At 73.2% G+C, this 15,864-nt stretch carries 16 protein-coding genes; 9 read left to right on the forward strand and 7 right to left on the reverse strand.

All coding sequences use genetic code 11. The features are described from left to right. Positions 1-39: 39 nt before the first annotated feature. The gene (locus ACI2LY_RS26470) at positions 40-945 is read right to left on the reverse strand and encodes a MurR/RpiR family transcriptional regulator (protein ID WP_393914100.1); all 906 of its coding nucleotides are present in this window, start codon (positions 943-945) and stop codon (positions 40-42) included. A 55-nt stretch (positions 946-1,000) separates the two neighbouring features. On the opposite strand from ACI2LY_RS26470, the gene ACI2LY_RS26475 reads away from it, so the two are divergent. Both ACI2LY_RS26475 and ACI2LY_RS26480 read left to right on the forward strand, forming a co-directional pair. After that, positions 1,001-1,396, forward strand: a complete 396-nt coding sequence (locus ACI2LY_RS26475; RefSeq protein WP_404709330.1) for a hypothetical protein — start codon at positions 1,001-1,003, stop codon at positions 1,394-1,396. Between the two features lie 13 nt (positions 1,397-1,409). Beyond that, a complete protein-coding gene (locus ACI2LY_RS26480) occupies positions 1,410-1,670 on the forward strand; it encodes a DUF4031 domain-containing protein (protein WP_404709331.1) in 261 nt (86 codons plus the stop codon). On the opposite strand, the gene ACI2LY_RS26485 is transcribed toward ACI2LY_RS26480, so the two are convergent. From ACI2LY_RS26485 to ACI2LY_RS26495, 3 genes are read right to left on the reverse strand one after another with little or no spacing between them, the layout of a single operon-like run. Beyond that, complete coding sequence (locus ACI2LY_RS26485) at positions 1,667-1,942, reverse strand: hypothetical protein (protein ID WP_404709332.1); 276 nt, start codon at positions 1,940-1,942, stop codon at positions 1,667-1,669. The genes ACI2LY_RS26480 and ACI2LY_RS26485 overlap by 4 nt on opposite strands. Before the next feature lie 48 nt (positions 1,943-1,990). Further along, the gene (locus ACI2LY_RS26490) at positions 1,991-3,094 is read right to left on the reverse strand and encodes a GNAT family N-acetyltransferase (RefSeq protein ID WP_404709333.1); all 1,104 of its coding nucleotides are present in this window, start codon (positions 3,092-3,094) and stop codon (positions 1,991-1,993) included. Positions 3,095-3,122: 28 nt separating this feature from the next. After that, on the reverse strand, positions 3,123-3,776 hold the full coding sequence (locus ACI2LY_RS26495) for a hypothetical protein (protein ID WP_404709334.1): 654 nt from the start codon (positions 3,774-3,776) through the stop codon (positions 3,123-3,125). A gap of 82 nt (positions 3,777-3,858) precedes the next feature. Between ACI2LY_RS26495 and ACI2LY_RS26500 the strand changes: the two genes are divergently transcribed. From ACI2LY_RS26500 to ACI2LY_RS26510, 3 genes are all read left to right on the forward strand, one after another. Beyond that, the gene (locus ACI2LY_RS26500) at positions 3,859-4,551 is read left to right on the forward strand and encodes a copper homeostasis protein CutC (protein WP_404709335.1); all 693 of its coding nucleotides are present in this window, start codon (positions 3,859-3,861) and stop codon (positions 4,549-4,551) included. Positions 4,552-4,628: 77 nt separating this feature from the next. After that, a complete protein-coding gene (locus ACI2LY_RS26505; protein ID WP_404709336.1) occupies positions 4,629-5,270 on the forward strand; it encodes a DUF5701 family protein in 642 nt (213 codons plus the stop codon). Between the two features lie 47 nt (positions 5,271-5,317). After that, positions 5,318-5,866, forward strand: coding sequence for a hypothetical protein (locus ACI2LY_RS26510; protein ID WP_404709337.1), 549 nt, complete (start codon positions 5,318-5,320; stop codon positions 5,864-5,866). A gap of 40 nt (positions 5,867-5,906) precedes the next feature. Here the strand turns inward: ACI2LY_RS26510 and ACI2LY_RS26515 are convergent, their stop codons facing one another. After that, the gene (locus tag ACI2LY_RS26515; RefSeq protein WP_404709338.1) at positions 5,907-7,970 is read right to left on the reverse strand and encodes a HelD family protein; all 2,064 of its coding nucleotides are present in this window, start codon (positions 7,968-7,970) and stop codon (positions 5,907-5,909) included. 251 nt (positions 7,971-8,221) lie between these two features. Between ACI2LY_RS26515 and ACI2LY_RS26520 the strand changes: the two genes are divergently transcribed. Together ACI2LY_RS26520 and ACI2LY_RS26525 are read left to right on the forward strand one after the other, a co-directional pair. Next, a complete protein-coding gene (locus ACI2LY_RS26520; RefSeq protein WP_404709339.1) occupies positions 8,222-9,490 on the forward strand; it encodes a hypothetical protein in 1,269 nt (422 codons plus the stop codon). Between the two features lie 130 nt (positions 9,491-9,620). Continuing rightward, complete coding sequence (locus tag ACI2LY_RS26525) at positions 9,621-9,830, forward strand: hypothetical protein (protein ID WP_393914090.1); 210 nt, start codon at positions 9,621-9,623, stop codon at positions 9,828-9,830. Between the two features lie 19 nt (positions 9,831-9,849). Here ACI2LY_RS26525 and ACI2LY_RS26530 read toward each other — a convergent pair whose 3' ends face one another. Next, entirely contained in the window at positions 9,850-11,505 is a 1,656-nt protein-coding gene (locus tag ACI2LY_RS26530; protein ID WP_389005076.1) for a DNA repair helicase XPB, read from the reverse strand. Between the two features lie 70 nt (positions 11,506-11,575). Further along, a complete protein-coding gene (locus tag ACI2LY_RS26535) occupies positions 11,576-14,035 on the reverse strand; it encodes a helicase-associated domain-containing protein (protein ID WP_404709340.1) in 2,460 nt (819 codons plus the stop codon). Positions 14,036-14,171: 136 nt separating this feature from the next. Between ACI2LY_RS26535 and ACI2LY_RS26540 the strand changes: the two genes are divergently transcribed. Then, positions 14,172-15,170: a hypothetical protein gene (locus tag ACI2LY_RS26540; protein ID WP_404709341.1), complete on the forward strand. Its 999-nt coding sequence runs from the start codon at positions 14,172-14,174 to the stop codon at positions 15,168-15,170. A 41-nt stretch (positions 15,171-15,211) separates the two neighbouring features. Further along, entirely contained in the window at positions 15,212-15,862 is a 651-nt protein-coding gene (locus ACI2LY_RS26545; RefSeq protein WP_404709342.1) for an HAD family hydrolase, read from the forward strand. The last annotated feature ends 2 nt before the right edge of the window (positions 15,863-15,864 follow it).

Genomic DNA, 15,864 nt, shown 5'->3' on the forward strand with positions numbered 1-15,864 from the left:
TCCGGTCGGGTCTCTCTGGTCGGGTCCGAACGAGGAAAGCTAACGCCGGGCGCTTCGGTGCCGGTGGGCCAGCGCCTCGTACGACGCGGCCAGCGCGGGCGCCGCGTTCTCGTACGTCCGCTGCGCCACGCCCACGAACAGGCAGTCCACCACGAGGAGTTGACTCGTACGGGAGGACATCGCGGCGGGCCGCAGCTCGCTCTCGCGGGAGGTGGCGGTGGTCAGCACATGGTCGGCGTACTGGGTGACCGGCGAGTCGGGGCGGCCGGTGATGGCGATGGTGGTGGCGCCGCGCTCGAAGGCGGTGCGCAGCGGTTCTATGACGTCGCCGGTCGAGCCCGAGTGGGTGATGGCGATGGCGACGTCGCCCGCGCGGAGCTGCACCGCGTTGGTCACCGCGAGGTGCGGGTCGCCCGGCGCGTGCGCGACCAGCCCGATCCGCAGCAGCTTCTGGGTGAGGTCCTGCGCGACCAGCCCGGACGCCCCTATGCCGTACACGTCCGTGCGGCGGGCGGCGGCCAGCGCGGTGACGGCCGCGCCGAGCTGGGCGGTGTCCAGTCCGGCGGCGGTGTCGGCGAGGGTCTGCTGCTCCTCGTAGGCCAGCTTGGCGACCACGTCGGTCAGCGGGTCGTCGACCGCGATGTCCGTGGTGATCGCGGGCGCGCTCCCGGACTCCTGGCGGGCCGCGAGCCCGGCGAGGGCGAGCCGGAGGTCGCGGTAGCCGGGGTAACCGAGGATGCGGGCGGTGCGGACGACCGTGGCCTCGCTGGTGCCGGTCAGCTCCGCGAGCCCGGTGACGGTGAGGGCGGCGCAGCCCGCCGGGTCACCGGCCACGGCCGCCGCGACACGCTGCATGGACCGGGTCATGGACGGGGTGAGGGTGCGCACCTTGGCGGCGAGCGAGCCGCCGGGACTCCCGAAAGTTTCCTTCACGTCCTGGGTCACCCCTGAAAGATATTTCCGGTTCGGCAGGCGGGGCAAGAGTGCGCACAATGGGTGCATGGACGACGCCACAGATCCCGTCAGCCCGCTCGAGCAGGCGTTGCACGCGGCCCGCGCGCTGGTGCTCGCCGACCTGATGGCGAGCGAGGTGGCCGAGGCGGACGTGGTCTCGCTGGTGGAGGAGTCGCTCGCGCAGCGCCGCTGGTGGGTGGAGCAGTGGCCGGAGGGCGCCGACTTCGTCGCCGGGCTGGTCGCGCAGGACGTGCAGGACGCGCTGCTGGAACGGCAGGGCCGCTGGCCGCTCTGCCCGGCCTGCACCACCGGCGACCCGCACGCGCTGGACGTCGAACCGGAACTCGGCCCCGACCCGCACTGGGTCTGTCACGAGGCGGGCGTCGACGTCGCCCCCGTCGGCTCCCTCGCCACCGCCCTGGACGGGAACACCCCCAAGTGACGGCCCGCCCCGCGTGACCGTCTACATCGACCCACCCACCTGGCCCGGCCACGGCCGCCTGTGGTCCCACCTGGTCAGCGATGTCTCCTACGACGAACTCCACGCGTTCGCCGCTGCCCTCGGCGTCCCCCCACGCGCCTTCGAACGCGACCACTACGACATCCCCTCCCACCGCTACGCCGACGCGGTGGCCGCGGGCGCGGTGGAGGCACGGAGCCGGGAGCTGGTTCGGCTGCTGCACGCGGCGGGGCTGCGCAGGCGGAAGGGCATCTAGGGGGTGTCCGGGTCGGCGGGGTCGTCGCCGTACCGGTCCAGGATCAGCAGGATGACGATGAGACCGGCCACGGCGCCCGCGGCGATCGCGGGTACGACCGCGCCGATGAAGGCGAGCATCACCCCGATCGGGATCGGGCCCAGGAGCATGAAGAAGAGCCAGCCCAGGCGTACCGATCCCGAGTTGCGGCCGATGTGGAAGCAGAAGACGCCGGACACGATCAGCCACAGCGGCACGATGAGCGGGGCGAACACGGCCAAGACCAGGATCAAGGGCCTCCTATGAGCGCGGCGTACGGCGGGCCGGGTGGAATGCCGGGGTCAGCCCGTGTACACGTACAGCCGCAGCCCGCTCGCCATGCCGTGTTCCTCGCGGGCCGCCGCTTCCTGTTCCGTCCCGGCGCGGTGGAAGCCGACGCGGGCCAGGACGCGTTGGGAGGGGGTGTTCTCCGCCTCGACGGTGGCGATGACCGTGTGGACGTCGTCGCGGGCGAGGGCCCAGGTGGTGAGGGCGCGGACGGCCTCCGTGGCGTAGCCCTGGCCGCGGGCGTCGGGGACGAGGTCGTAGCCGATCTCCACGCGGCCCTCGGCGTCCGGGGTGCCGTGGAAGCCGATGCCGCCGACCGCGAGGCCGTCCTCGGCGCGGACGAGGGTGAAGACGCCGAAGTCCGGGCGGTGGACGCCCGCCTCGTAGCCCTTGACCATGAAACCGGCCGCCTCGCGGGTGCCCTCGTAGGGGGCGCCGCCGAGCCAGCCGAAGCCGCCGTCGCCGCCCAGGCGCAGGTCGCGGGCGGCGGCCGGGCGCAGGCCGGTCAGGGTGAGGCGGTCGGCGGGGATCACGAGGTTGTTGTGCCAGCGCCAGTCGTCCACCGCCGGACGGCCCGCCAGCTCGCCCCGGCCGGTCGCCCACAGCAGGGTCGGCCAGGCTTCCGGGCCCGGCTGGACATGCGGGAAGATCCAGGTCAGCACGGCGTCGGCGAGGCTCTCGGCGGGCGTGTACGCCAGCCCGAGGCCCTGCGCCAGGTCATAGGTGTGCAGCAGCACCTCGGCCACCCCCATCGCCGCGAACCCCTCGCGGTCGGCGCTGCGGAACGGGTACGGGTGGAAGGCGCGGTCGCCGGGCGCGGCGGTGTTCACGGCGGCGGCGAGCAGCGCGCCGGTGGTCTCCAGGACGTGCAGCAGACCGTCGTTGCCGGTGCCGTCCTCCAGACGCATCTCGAAGGGCACGTACGCGTCCCGCGCGTGTCCGGCGAGGTTGCCCGCGTACGCGAGGAGGCACTCGGCGACGTGCAGGGCCGTGACGTGGCAGTCCCAGTCCAGGCTTCCGGCGCGGACCGACGTCCAGTCCCGGTCCACCGCCGCGCGCAGCGTCGTCACGCAGCCGCGCACGGCCTCGGTCACCTGGTCCCCGCTCATCGCTCGCATGCACGGAACCCTAGGGGTGTGCCCTGACTCAGGGCGACAGCATTTCCAGCTCTCCCGCGAGGTTCCAGCGGGCCGTCGCCTCCCAGTGCTCCGACCCGTAGGGGGTGTGGAACAGCCTGGGCAGGTCCAGGAGTTGGCGCAGTACCGCCGAACGGCCCTCGTGGAAGGCGTCGTTGGGCACGAAGTGGTACTCCTCGCGGATCTCGGCCGTGTAGGCGGCGTACGCGGACGGCGCCGAGGCGAGGATCGCCAGGTCGGCGTCGCACAGCACCTGCCCGTTCCGGTCGTCCCCGGCCGGGTCGTGGCCGACGGTGAGCCGGACCAGCCGGGCCACCTCCGCGACCTTCGCCTCTGGCACCCCGGCCTCGGCCAGCGCCCGCTCGGCCAGCCGCGCCGAGCGCTCCTCGTTCTCCGACCGGTCCGGCAGGTACACCGCGTCGTGGAACCAGGCCGCCAGCCGTACGAGGTCGGGGTCGTCGGCGTACTCCGCCAGCGCGTCGACCCGGTCGAGGACCGCCGTGAGGTGGGCGACCGTGTGATACCGCCGCTGCGGCTCCGCCCAGCGGGCGATCAGGTTCTCGGCGTACGGCGCCGGGTCCGGGCCCTCGCCCGGCGCGCGGGCGGCTTCGAGGGCGTGGGCGAAGCGGAGCCCGAGGTCTGCTGCGGTTCTTGCGTCGGCCATGTGTCCATTGTTCCGGTGATCGGGGGCGGGGCGTACCCTGGAATTGGACTAGACCTGTTGCCGCCGTCGGAATTGGGGTGCCATGAGCAAGCGTGCGGTCCTGGAGGTGATCGCTCTCGGGGTCGAGGACGCGGTCGCTGCCCAGGCGGGAGGCGCGGACCGGCTGGAGCTGGTCACCGACATGGCGGCGGACGGGCTCAGCCCCGACCCGGCCGTGGTGGCCGCGATCCGGGCCGCCGTCCCGATCGACCTGCGCGTGATGCTGCGACTGACGGACGGGTTCGCGGCGGGCGACCTCGACCGGCTGACCGGCACGGCCGCCGAGCTGCGGGCGGCGGGCGCCGACCAGTTCGTGCTGGGCTTCCTCGACCCGGCCGGGGACGTGGACCTCGCGGCGGTCGAGCGGGTCGTGGACGCGCTCGACGGCAGCCCGTGGACCTTCCACCGCGCGATCGACCGCGCTGCCGACCGCGACGCGCTGCGCAAGCGGCTCAGCGGCCTCCCCGGCCTGGACACCTTCCTGACGGCGGGCGCGGCGACGGGCGTGGACGAGGGCCTGGACACGCTGACGGCCGAGGCCGCGCACACGGGTACGCCGGGGTACGAGCCGCAGATCATGGTCGGCGGGGGGCTTCGGCTGGAGCATGTGCCGGAACTGCGGTCCGCCGGTATCGACGCCTTCCACATCGGCGGCGCGGCCCGTCCACAGGGGTGGGCGGGGCCGGTGTGTGCCGAGGCGGTCGGGGTGTGGCGGGGGATGCTCGACGGGGAGTAGGCGGGCAGGCCGGGAATGTTCCGGGAGGGCGGTTCGTTGGGCCTGCGCCCGTGCACACCGCTGTCGTTGGGAGCATCGTGTCCGAGACCACGCAGACCTTCACCCCCCTGAGTACGCAGGCCGAGCGGCTGATCGAGCTGGGGGTGCACGAGATCGCGGGGCTGTCCGCCGCCGAGGTCCGGGCGGCCGCGAAGGGGGAGGGCGAGGGCCTCCTCGCCGTCCGTCCCGACCTCGCCCCCGCCTCCGTACTCGCGCCGCTGCTCCGGCGACAGGACAAGGCAGGGTTCGTCGTCACCGACATGACCGACGTCGACCTCTTCGCGCCGCTCGACACCATCGACCTGCCGGACACCCCGCTGTACCTGGTCGGCGGGGTCGACCGGGGCGACGACATGGCCGACTGGAGTCCGGACGAGGCACTTCCGGCGCTCACGGCCGCGTCCCGTACGCCCCTGCTGCTGACCGAGGGCATCCACTGGGTGCTCCAGCAGCCCGACGTACTGGAGCGCAATCACTGCTTCATGACCATCGGCTCCCGGCTGCGCAAGCCCAACGGCACGCTGGACGCCCGTACCCCGGCACTCTGGATCAGCAACGGCACCGGCCGGGACGGCCGCGAGCGGCGCGACGCCGCCAAGGTGGGCTGGTGCTGGGCGGGCAACCGGCACACGTGGCTCGGGTTCGCCTCGGGGGCGGGACGGCGGGGACTGAACCCTTGAGGGGAGAACTCCAGCGCGCCCTGTAGAACATGTGATCCCCTAAGGGCATGAATGAGGCGCGTACAGCCCTGGGCCCCCTGGAACTCTTGGACAGCCGCTGGGTGTTGGGGGACATCGGGCGCTCGGGCGGGGCCGCGTGGGTGGAGTTCCGCCCGGAGGGGCTGTACGCGCGGGGGCGGGACGGTGGCGAGGAAGTGCTCCCGTGGTCCCGGATCATGCTGGGCGTGCGGCTCACCCTGGGCGGGACGTCCCCGTCCAAGGGTGGGCCGCTGACCGTGCTCGGCTGGCTCGGCGGCCTGCCGGGCCCCTTCCGGGGACGCGGCGGCGGCTATCTGCTCATGACCGTGCGCCACCCGTACGAGGACCGCACGGTGTTCTTCGACCGCCACCCGCGCCGGTACTCACTGACGGAACTGGCTTTGCTCCAAGAGTTGTTGAGCCAGACCGTCCAGGACGGCGAGGCGGCCCGGCTCGCCGACGGCGACTGGCTGGGGCGCGTGGTCGCACGGCTGTCGCAGCGGAGGCTCTGGGCGCCCGGCGGGATTCCGCGGGTGGTGCGGGACGCCCGGCAGGCCGAGGAGCCCGCCGGGGCCTGAGCCCGTGGCGCGTCCGCAGGGTGCCCGTAAGGGCAGTCCCTCAGGCCGTGAGCTGCTCGGGCAGTGGCCCGGTGTGCGCCACGATCAGCCCGGACACCGCTCGGGTCAGCGCCACGTACAGCCGCCGCAGGCCGGTGCGTTCGTCGGGCTCGCCGTCCACCACGGACCGCGGCTCGTCCAGGACCACGTAGTCGTACTCCAGGCCCTTGGCGAGCGAGGCCGGGACCAGGGTCAGTCTGGTCGCCTCGGTGGTCTCCTCGCCGGGTGCGAGGAAGCCGATCCCGGCCGCCGTCAGGGCCTCGGCGAGCGCGGGCACGCGGGCGTCGGCGGCGATCAGGCCGGTCGAACCCTCGTTGCGCAGCAACTCCTCGCAGGCGGACACCACTTCGGCCACCCCGTCCACCGCGCGCACCTCGAAGAAGCCGGGGTTCTCACGGACGGAGGCGACCGGGGTGAGGCCGGGCGCGATGTGGGGGAGCAGCCGGGACGCGTACGTGATCACGTCCGTGGGGACGCGGAAACCGGCCGTCAGCTCCTCGATCACACCGTCACCCTTGCCGAGATGGGCCAGCGCCTCGTCCCAACTCCGGGTCGCCCAGGGGGTGGTGCCCTGGGCGAGGTCGCCGAGGACGGTCGCGCTGCCGGTGGTGCAGCGGCGGCCGACCGCGCGGTACTGCATGGGGGACAGGTCCTGCGCCTCGTCCAGCACGACATGGCCGAGCGAGTGCGTGCGCTGGATCAGGTCGGCCGCCTCGTCGATCAACACCGCGTCTGCGGAAGACCACTTGGCCGACTTCACGCTGCGCACCGGCTTGGCCCAGAGCACCGCCTTCTGCTCGTCCTCGTCCAGGATTCCGGCCGCGTGCTCGGCGAGGAACTCCCCGTCGGACAGCAGTCGCAGCACCAGCTTGGCCGGGTCGGCGGGCGGCCAGACGGCCTTCACCGCCGCCTTGACCGCGCTGTTGCGCGCGACCGCGTCCTGCACCCGGTCGTCCGGCGCCTCCCCGGCCCGCTCCATCTGCACCAGCACCGCGTGCGCGATCCGCTGCGGCAGCGCGTCGCGGGCGGCGCCGTACCGGATCTCCCGCCCGAGCAACTCGCGGACAATCTTCTCCAGTTCGTACGCCGGGACCCGCCAGCGGCGCGACCCGCGCACCACCATGATCGGCTCGGTGGGCATCGTCACCTGCGCGTACAGCGCCCGGCGCAGCACCTCGGCCATCCGGGCGTCGCCCTTGAGCACGGCGGTGCGTGCCTCGTCCGTGCCGCGTACCTCCACCTGGGCCACCAGGTCGTCCACGGTGGCCTGCTGCACGCTCAACTCGCCCAGCGCGGGCAGCACTTGTTCGATGTAGTGCAGGAAGGACCGGTTCGGCCCGATGACCAGGGTGCCGGTGCGGGCGAGCCGCTCGCGGTGCGCGTAGAGCAGATAGGCGACCCGGTGCAGACCGACCGCCGTCTTGCCCGTACCGGGTCCGCCCTGCACACACACCGTGCCGCCGAGCCCGCTGCGGACGATCTCGTCCTGCTCGGGCTGGATGGTGGCGACGATGTCCCGCATGGGGCCGACGCGCGGCCGCTCGATCTCCTGCTGGAGCAGCTTGCTGGTGGCCGCCGTCTCCGAGGGGTCGGACAGGTGCTCGTCCTCGTACGCGGTCAGCTCGCCGCCGGTGTAGCCGAAGCGGCGGCGCAGCCCGACGTCCATCGGGTCCTTCTTGGACGCCCGGTAGAACGGCTGCGAGACCGGGGCGCGCCAGTCGATGACCATGGGGTCGCCGTCCGCGTCGTGGACGTGCCTGCGCCCGATGTAGAACTTCTCGCCCTCGGCCCCCTCCGCCTGCTCGGCCCCGGGCGCGTGCAGGTAGTCGAGCCGACCGAAGAACAGCGGGGTGTCGCTGAGGTCGGCCAGCGCCTTGATCCGGTCGTCGATCTGGCGGGTCAGCACCGCCGCGTTGACCCAGTTCGCGGTGACGTCCTTGATGTCCAGCGCCTCCACGTCCTCCCGCATGGCGCGCAGGGCGGCCCGTGAGTCGGCCAGGTGGGTGCGTTCGCGGGTCAGGGGGGCGCGGGAGTCGTCGAGCGGGTCGGGCGCGGTCGCGGACAAGGGAGTGCCTCCGATGGAACCTGCTACGTGGTCACCAGGCCGGATGCGGCCATGGGGGTGCCGTCCGGTTACCGGCCGGGCGGCGGCACTCCTAGGGGGGAGGCGGGCAAGAGCGGAGATTGTAGGCGGGGCGGGCGGGGCAGGGCCAATGAATATCCGGGCGGGTCCGAATCCTGTCCGGCGCCGCTCCGGAGTCGAACTGGCGTGCTTGTGCGGCTGATCATGTAGGACGTACGTTCGCCGCCATGTCCATGACCCGCAGAAGCATCCTCCGTGGAATCGCCGCCGCACCATTCGTCGGAGCGGCCGGTGCCGTCCTCGCGCCCGCCACCGCGCACGCCGCCACCACCGACCCGGCGCAGTTCGCCCTCACCACCCGTACGGGCAACTCCTACGGGGAGTTCGCCGACCTGACCGCGGGCCTGGCGACCAAGCTGGCCAAGGTGGACGCGACCGCCGTCCTCGCCGACACCAACCGCAAGGCCCCCCGCCTGACCAGCGCCCCCGGCACGTCCCAGGCGTTCGAGGCCGGTTTCACCTGGGACAGCGCCGACCAGGCCGTCGACTACTGGATTCCGCAGGGCGTCACCACCAGCGCGGACGCCTACGGCAACGGCGTCTACCCCGAGGGCGGCAGCAACAAGGCCGTCCTGGTCTCCTGGTACTTCGAGACCGACCCGGACGGCGACGGCGTCGACGAGTACGCCCTCGACAAGGGCCTCCGGCTGACCTTCGTCAATTACAACTCCGCCTCCGCGCCCACCTATCGCCACGTCCTGCTGGTCGAGCCGGTCAAGACCGCCACCGGCGAGTTCTCCTTCAACCCCATACGCAAGCACGCGGGCGGCATCCTCTGGTACGGCAACCTGCTGTACGTCGTCGACACCTACAAGGGCCTCCGGGTCTTCGACCTCGACACCCTCTTCCAGGTCGACACCACCCAGGCCGACTCCTGCGGCCTGGTCGACGGCACCTACTACGGCTACGGCTACACGTACGTGCTCCCGCAGAGCGGCGCCTACGACAACAGCGGCAAGTACCTGCGCTACTCGGCGATCGGCCTCGACCGCGCCAGCACCCCGGACAGCCTGGTGGTGAGCGAGTACTCCGAGAACGGCGCCGTCGACTACTCGGGCACCTCGTGGACCGGTACGGGCGCGCCCGCCGCCACGCCCAAGGTCGTGCGCTGGAACCTCGACTACACCACCCGCAGGCTGTCCTCGGGCACGCCGAGCGAGGCGGTCACGGTCGCCCAGAAGAAGATCCAGGGAGTCGTCTCCCGGAACAGCAAGCACTACCTCTCGGTCAGCAACGGCCCCTCCGGCACGGGCGCGCTGCGCACCTTCACCTCGGGCGCCGACACCGCGAGCACGGTGTGCAACCTGGCCATCGGCTGCGAGGACCTCAGCTACCACTCCAGCGGCGCGTCAGGCTGGTCGTTCGCCGAGTCCGTGATCTGGAACCTCAGCGAGTACGCGGGGAAGCGGTATGTCTACGCGGTCCACGCGGACGGGTCCTGAGCGCCTACCCCTAGGGGGTTCCGGCGGCGGGGCGTAGGGGCGGTCTCCACCCCCGGGTGCAGAGGGATCGCTTGGAGAACCGACCCGTGGGTGTATTCCGGACTTATGCCGGAAGTCTCACCATGGAGACATGAGCGCAGCGATCCTTCACCCCGCCCCTGCCCGTCCGTCCGGCGCCACCGCGCTGGCGGGCGGCGAACACCACCACCACGTCCTCGGCGAGGCCCTACGCGCGATCAAGGTCTACGCGCAGGCCGCCTTCGGCGTGGTCATACTCGGCGAGTACGGCGAGGAGGCGGGCGTCCACCGCAGATACGGGGACGCCCTCGGGGACCCATAGCCGGGCCCCGCTCCTGGTCTCAGTTCTCCTTAGTGCCCTCCGCGAGGATCTCGTCGGCGTCGACGATCCGGTAGGCGTAGCCCTGCTCCGCCAGGAAGCGCTGGCGGTGGGCCGCGAAGTCCTGGTCGATGGTGTCGCGGGCGACGACCGAGTAGAAGTGCGCCCGGTGGCCGTCCGACTTGGGCCGCAGCACCCGGCCGAGCCGCTGGGCCTCCTCCTGCCGGGAGCCGAAGGTGCCGGACACCTGGATGGCGACCGTCGCCTCGGGCAGGTCGATGGAGAAGTTGGCGACCTTGGAGACGACCAGCACGCTGATCTCGCCCTCACGGAAGGCGTCGAAGAGCTTCTCCCGCTGGGCGTTGGAGGTCTCGCCCTTGATCACCGGCGCGTTCAGATGCTCGCCCAGCTCGTCCAGCTGGTCGATGTACTGGCCGATCACGAGGACCTGCTGCCCGGCGAACCGGCGCACGATCGCCTCCGTGACCTTCCGCTTGGTCGCGGTGGTGGCGCAGAAGCGGTACTTGTCCTCGGTCTCCGCGGTGGCGTAGGCGAGCCGTTCGGAGTCGGTGAGATTGACGCGGACCTCGACGCAGTCGGCGGGCGCGATGTAGCCCTGCGCCTCGATCTCCTTCCAGGGCGCGTCGAACCGCTTGGGCCCGATCAGGGAGAACACATCGGACTCGCGGCCGTCCTCACGGACCAGGGTCGCGGTCAGACCGAGGCGGCGGCGGGCCTGGAGATCGGCGGTGAACTTGAAGACAGGAGCGGGCAGCAGATGGACCTCGTCGTAGACGATCAGACCCCAGTCACGGGAGTCGAACAGCTCCAGGTGCGGGTAGACACCCTTCCGGCGGGTGGTCAGCACCTGATAGGTGGCGATGGTGACCGGCCGGATCTCCTTCTTGGTGCCGCTGTACTCACCGATCTCGTCCTCGGTCAGCGACGTCCGCTTCACCAACTCGTGCTTCCACTGCCGGGCGGAGACGGTGTTGGTGACCAGGATCAGCGTGGTCGACCCGGCCTGCGCCATCGCCCCGGCGCCGACCAGCGTTTTGCCCGCGCCGCAGGGCAGCACCACGACACCGCTGCCGCCGTGCCAGAAGTTCTCCACTGCCTGCTTCTGGTACGGGCGCAGCGCCCAGCCGTCCTCGCGCAGGTCGATCGGGTGCGCCTCGCCGTCCACGTACCCGGCGAGGTCCTCGGCGGGCCAGCCCAGCTTCAGCAGGGTCTGCTTGATCTGCCCCCGCTCGGAGGGGTGCACGGCCACGGTGTCCGGGTCGATCCGGTTGCCGACCAGCGGGGCGACCCGCTTGGAGCGCAGGATCTCCTCCAGCACCGGCCGGTCGGTGGTGGTGAGCACCAGCCCGTGCGCCGGGTGCTTGCTCAGGGTGAGCCTGCCGTACCGGTCCATGGTCTCGGCGATGTCGACCAGCAGGGCGTGCGGCACCGGATACCGGCTGTACTGCACCAGCGCGTCGACGACCTGCTCGGCGTCGTGCCCGGCGGCCCGCGCGTTCCACAGCCCGAGGGGGGTGAGCCGGTAGGTGTGGATGTGCTCGGGGGCCCGTTCCAGCTCGGCGAAGGGAGCGATGGCCCGACGGCACTCGTCGGCCCGCTCGTGGTCGACTTCGAGGAGCAGGGTTTTGTCTGACTGGACGATCAGCGGACCGTTCACCTGTGCCATCCTTCCGCGCGGCCAAACCTCCAGTGTGCCTGATCCGGGCGCCGGAGGGCAGGTCCCGCGGTCAGTCCTCCGCCAGCTCGGCCACTCCGGTGATCCGGTGCAGGGGGTAGGTGCGGACCTCGTCGGCGGTGTGGTCGTAGGCGGTGACGAAGCCGCCCTCGACCCGGATCGGGGCCACCACACGCTGGCTGGCGGCGCCGTCGGCGTTGACGTAGCCGATCCAGACGGCCTCGCCGGTCATCACGGCCGCCTGCATGGTGGCCAGGGTGTCGGCGGCGCTGGTGCGCGGGAGGTCACTGCCGGTGGGCGCCGGGCCGGGGGCCTTGAGCGGGGCGGTCGCCGCGAGGTCACCGGCGCGAATGGCGCGGACGGCGGCCGTCAGCAGGACGGTGTCGGCGGGCGGCGGGCCCTCCGGCACCGGCTCCGGCGCGGTGCGCGGCGGGGTGCGATGGGTGTCGGAGCGGACGATCAGCACATCGCCCTGGGCGGACTCGGCGGCGGGCGCGTAGCCCAGCGCGCGCAGGCCCTCCAGCAGGGTCGCCGGGTCGCACGGCGCGGCGAGCACGGTCGGGGCGAGGCGGCGCAGCCGCAGGGCGGCGGCACGCTTGTCGGCGATGATCTCGTTCAGCACCGCGTCGTCGTCGCAGCGGACGTACGCCGAGGCGACGCCCACCCGCAGGTGCCCGTGCCTGCGGGCCACGTCGTCGATGAGGTAGGTGAGCGGCTGCGGCACCGGGGTGCGGGAGTGCTGGGCGAGGAAGGCGTGCAGATCGGCGGCGGTCTGCCCGGCGTCCAGCGCCCGGCGTACGGAGGCGGGGGTGAACCGGTACACGGTCGCGCCCCCCTTGGACTCCACGTCCGCGAGCACCCCGAGGGTCTCGGCGAGGGGCCGCAGCAGGGGGCCGGGGGCCACCGCGGTCAGGTCGGCCTGGAGCAGGACGTGGTCCAGGGGTTCGGGGAGGAGGGGGGCGAGAAGGCCGACGGCGGTGGCCGTGGACGGTCCGGCAGGGGCGGCGGAAGAGCGCTCGGGGTCGGGGGCCGCGCCCAGCAGGGCCCGGCCGTGGCTGGAGAGGGCGCCCCGGCCGGTCACGCCGAGGAGTTCCGCCTCGCTGAGCGCCCAGCGGGCCAGCCGGATGCGCAGATCCTCGGTGCCGTCGCGCTGCGGGGTGCGCAGCGGGCGCTCCCAGGTCAGCCGGGACAGCACCGCCTCCGGCGCCGGTGCCACCCCGGCGGGCAGCCCGGCCAGCAGGGTGAGGACCCGGTGCCGTACCTCGGGCGCCGCCGAGCGGTCCAGGCCCGGACCGAGGGTGGAGAGCGCGCGGTCCTTGATGTCCCGGCCGCCGATCAGCCCGGCCGTACGGGTCGCCGCGAGCCAGGCGGCGGCGAGGCGGCCCCAGCGTTCGGCGACGGGGCGTTCCAGCCAGGTGTCGTAGGCGGGGGTGGGTGCGTAGCGTTCGTCGGCCGCGCCGTCCGAGGCGAGGAGACCGGCGGCGTAGGCCAGCTCGATCCAGAACGCGGCGAGCGGTTCGGGCGCGTCGAGGGCGACGGCGGTCCGCTTCAGGTCCCGCACGCTGAGCCCACCGGCCCGCAGTACGGCGGGACCGCCCTGGTCCCAGTGCTTCAGCAGGTCCTCGATGGTGGCGAGCGCGGTGTACGCCTGCCCGGCCCCCGTCGCGTCCACGATCTGCGGCGCGTGGGACACGGCCGGTTCCACCGCGGGCGGCACCGGCTCGGGCACCCGGTGCGCGCGCCCACCGCGCAGATGCAGCGCGACCTCGCGGGGCAGCACGACCGTGCCGGGCGCGGTCGGCAACAGCAGCCCCCGGTCGAGCAGCCAGCGCAGATGGGTGGCCGGGTCGGCGGTGACCTGGCCGTACGGCGGCCCCCACATCAGCCGGGTCAGCACCTCGCGCGCGGCTTCCGGCGCCCCGGCGAGCAGCGCGTCCATCCGCTTGCGGTCGGCGAACAGACCGGTGAGCGCGGTGACCGCGGAGACCGGATCGTGCGTGGAGGGCAGCCCCGCCGTGTTGACGATCTGCTGTACCCGCCCCGGCGACATGCCCGACGTCGCCTCCCGCACGGTCGGGCCGAGCCCGGTGGGGGAGGGGTGCTGGGGGGAGGGCGCGAGGAGTTCGCGGGCGGTGCGCACCAGGTGCAGCCGGTCGTCGTCGCCCCAGATCAGGGCCTGCCTGCGCAGGGCGGCGACGGCGCCGGGCAGCGCTTCGTCGACGGCCGGGTCGCCGTCGTCCCCGGCCAGCAGTTCGTGCAGGGTGTCGTAGGTCGCCGGGTCCGGGGCGACGGCGAGCGCCTGCGCGGTCTGCAGGGTGAAGCGGTCCAGATGTTCCAGCGCGCGCAGCACCGAGGCACGGGTGCCCGCGCGGGTGGCGAGCTGGGTGAGATCGGTGGGGACGGGCGCGATGAGGTCGGGTCGGTCGCGCAGCAGCGCGGCCAGCGAGGCGTCGTCCCGCGCGCGGAGTGCCTCCGCCAGGGACCGGGGGACTGAACATGCCTCGGGGCTCATCTGACCCACGTTAGCGGCTGGGGCAAGCGGCGGCCGAGGGTCCTGGAGGGCCGCTCCGTCCGGGTGGGCCGATTGGTGCCGGTCTGCGCTACCTTCTGGGCGGGGTTCCACCACCGTCGCCCCGGAGGGGTTTCCGTTGGGGATCGAGAGCGACCAGGTCGTCTACGAGTATCTGAGCCGTGTCGGGGACGTGGCGCAGCAGCGGCAGCTGCCGTCGTCCACGCGAATGCGGCTGGTCTCCGAGCTGCGCAACGAGATCGACCGGCACCGGGCCAGGGCGACGGTGGACAGCCCGGCCGCCGTGCGCCGCATCCTGGACCAGCTGGGCAGCCCGGACGCCGTGGTGCGGGCGGTCGGCGGCGGGGGCACCGTCCCGCCGCCCACCGTGGTGCCCGTGCAGCCCGAGCCGGAGAAGCCGGAGCGCAGGCCCCGGGGGTTCAAGGGGCTGCGCGCCGCCGTGCCCCGGCCGCGTCCGGCCGAGCCGGGGCCCGCCGTCCCGGCCCCGGCGGACGGGGCGTCCCCGCCGCATCTCGCGCCCGCGCACGAACTCGGCGAGTCGCTGACCCGGCCCGACTGGTGGCGGGTGGCGGACGGGCCGTTCGGCGCGGCGGCCGCGGACTCGGTGCCGGGGTTCGTCGGCGGGGTGGAGATCCCGGAGATGCTGCGGCGTCCCCCGAAAGAGACCGAGAAGGGGACCGCGAAGGAGATCGAGGAGGGGCGGCCGAAGGAGGCCGTGACGGAGCCGGTCGAGGTGGTCCCCCGCTCCCGGTTCCGGCGTCTCGTGCCGCTTCCCTCGGCAGGCTGGACCAACCCGCTCCTGCTGCTGGGCGCCGCCGCGCTGCTGGTGGGCGCGGTGCTGGGCAACTGGTTCGCGCTGCTCCTCGGCTGGCTCATCGCCTACGGCTCCCGCCGTCTGACCCCGGCCGAGACCAAGTGGGCGGTCCTGGTGCTGCCCGCGCTCGCGGTCGCGGCCGGGGTGACCTACCTGTGGGGCCGTAATACCGGGCACTGGGGGACGCCGGTCGCCGAGGGGCACCTGAGCGACGCCCTGACCGAGACCTGGCCCTGGGTGGTGCGCGGGGCGGCGGTGAGTTCCGCGCTGTTCCTGCTCTGGCGCTCGCAGCGGAGGCGGTAGCGGGACCCCGGCCGGTCTCCTCGCGGCCCCGGCCGGGCACAATGGCGGCCATGCCTGCCGTGTCCCCCGCCCCCGCGCCCACCGTCGGCTTCGACCTCGACATGACGCTCATCGACTCGCGGCCCGGCATCCGTGCCTGCTATCTCGCGCTGTCGGAGCGGACCGGGGTGTACGTGGACGCCGACCTGGTGGTGACGCGGCTGGGCCCGCCCCTCGCGGAGGAGCTGGTGAACTGGTTCCCGGCCGCCGACGTCCCCGCCGTGGCCGACCTGTACCGGGCGATGTACCCCGAGTACGCCATCGCCCCGACCCTCGCCCTGCCCGGCGCCCGCGAGGCGATGGCCGCCGTACGCGCCGCCGGGGGCCGCACCCTGGTCGTCACCGCCAAGTACGAGCCCAACGCCAAGCTCCACCTCGCCCACCTGGGCATCGAGCCGGACGTGGTGGTCGGCGACCTCTGGGCCGAGGACAAGGCCCGCGCCCTCCGCGAGCACGGCGCGCACATCTACGTCGGCGACCACACCGGCGACGTACGGGGCGCCCGCGCTGCCGACGCCCTCTCGGTGGCGGTGGCCACGGGCCCGTGCAGCCAGGAAGAACTCCGTGAGGCAGGCGCCGACGTGGTCCTCCCGAACCTGACGACCTTCCCGACCTGGCTGAACACGCACGTGACGTCGGCCGACCGCCACTGATC

The sequence above is a fragment of the Streptomyces sp. NPDC002176 genome, from assembly GCF_044903645.1.
Lineage (GTDB): Bacteria > Actinomycetota > Actinomycetes > Streptomycetales > Streptomycetaceae > Streptomyces.

Bases quoted from the DNA above. Each gene is read 5' to 3' on its own strand.
- ACI2LY_RS26475 (WP_404709330.1), top strand. From the start codon at position 1,001: ATGGACGACGCCACAGATCCCGTCAGCCCGCTCGAGCAGGCGTTGCAC.
- ACI2LY_RS26490 (WP_404709333.1), bottom strand. From the start codon at position 3,094: ATGCGAGCGATGAGCGGGGACCAGGTGACCGAGGCCGTGCGCGGCTGC.
- ACI2LY_RS26535 (WP_404709340.1), bottom strand. From the start codon at position 14,035: ATGAGCCCCGAGGCATGTTCAGTCCCCCGGTCCCTGGCGGAGGCACTC.
- ACI2LY_RS26510 (WP_404709337.1), top strand. From the start codon at position 5,318: ATGAATGAGGCGCGTACAGCCCTGGGCCCCCTGGAACTCTTGGACAGC.
- ACI2LY_RS26525 (WP_393914090.1), top strand. From the start codon at position 9,621: ATGAGCGCAGCGATCCTTCACCCCGCCCCTGCCCGTCCGTCCGGCGCC.
- ACI2LY_RS26545 (WP_404709342.1), top strand. From the start codon at position 15,212: ATGGCGGCCATGCCTGCCGTGTCCCCCGCCCCCGCGCCCACCGTCGGC.
- ACI2LY_RS26520 (WP_404709339.1), top strand. From the start codon at position 8,222: ATGACCCGCAGAAGCATCCTCCGTGGAATCGCCGCCGCACCATTCGTC.
- ACI2LY_RS26500 (WP_404709335.1), top strand. From the start codon at position 3,859: ATGAGCAAGCGTGCGGTCCTGGAGGTGATCGCTCTCGGGGTCGAGGAC.
- ACI2LY_RS26495 (WP_404709334.1), bottom strand. From the start codon at position 3,776: ATGGCCGACGCAAGAACCGCAGCAGACCTCGGGCTCCGCTTCGCCCAC.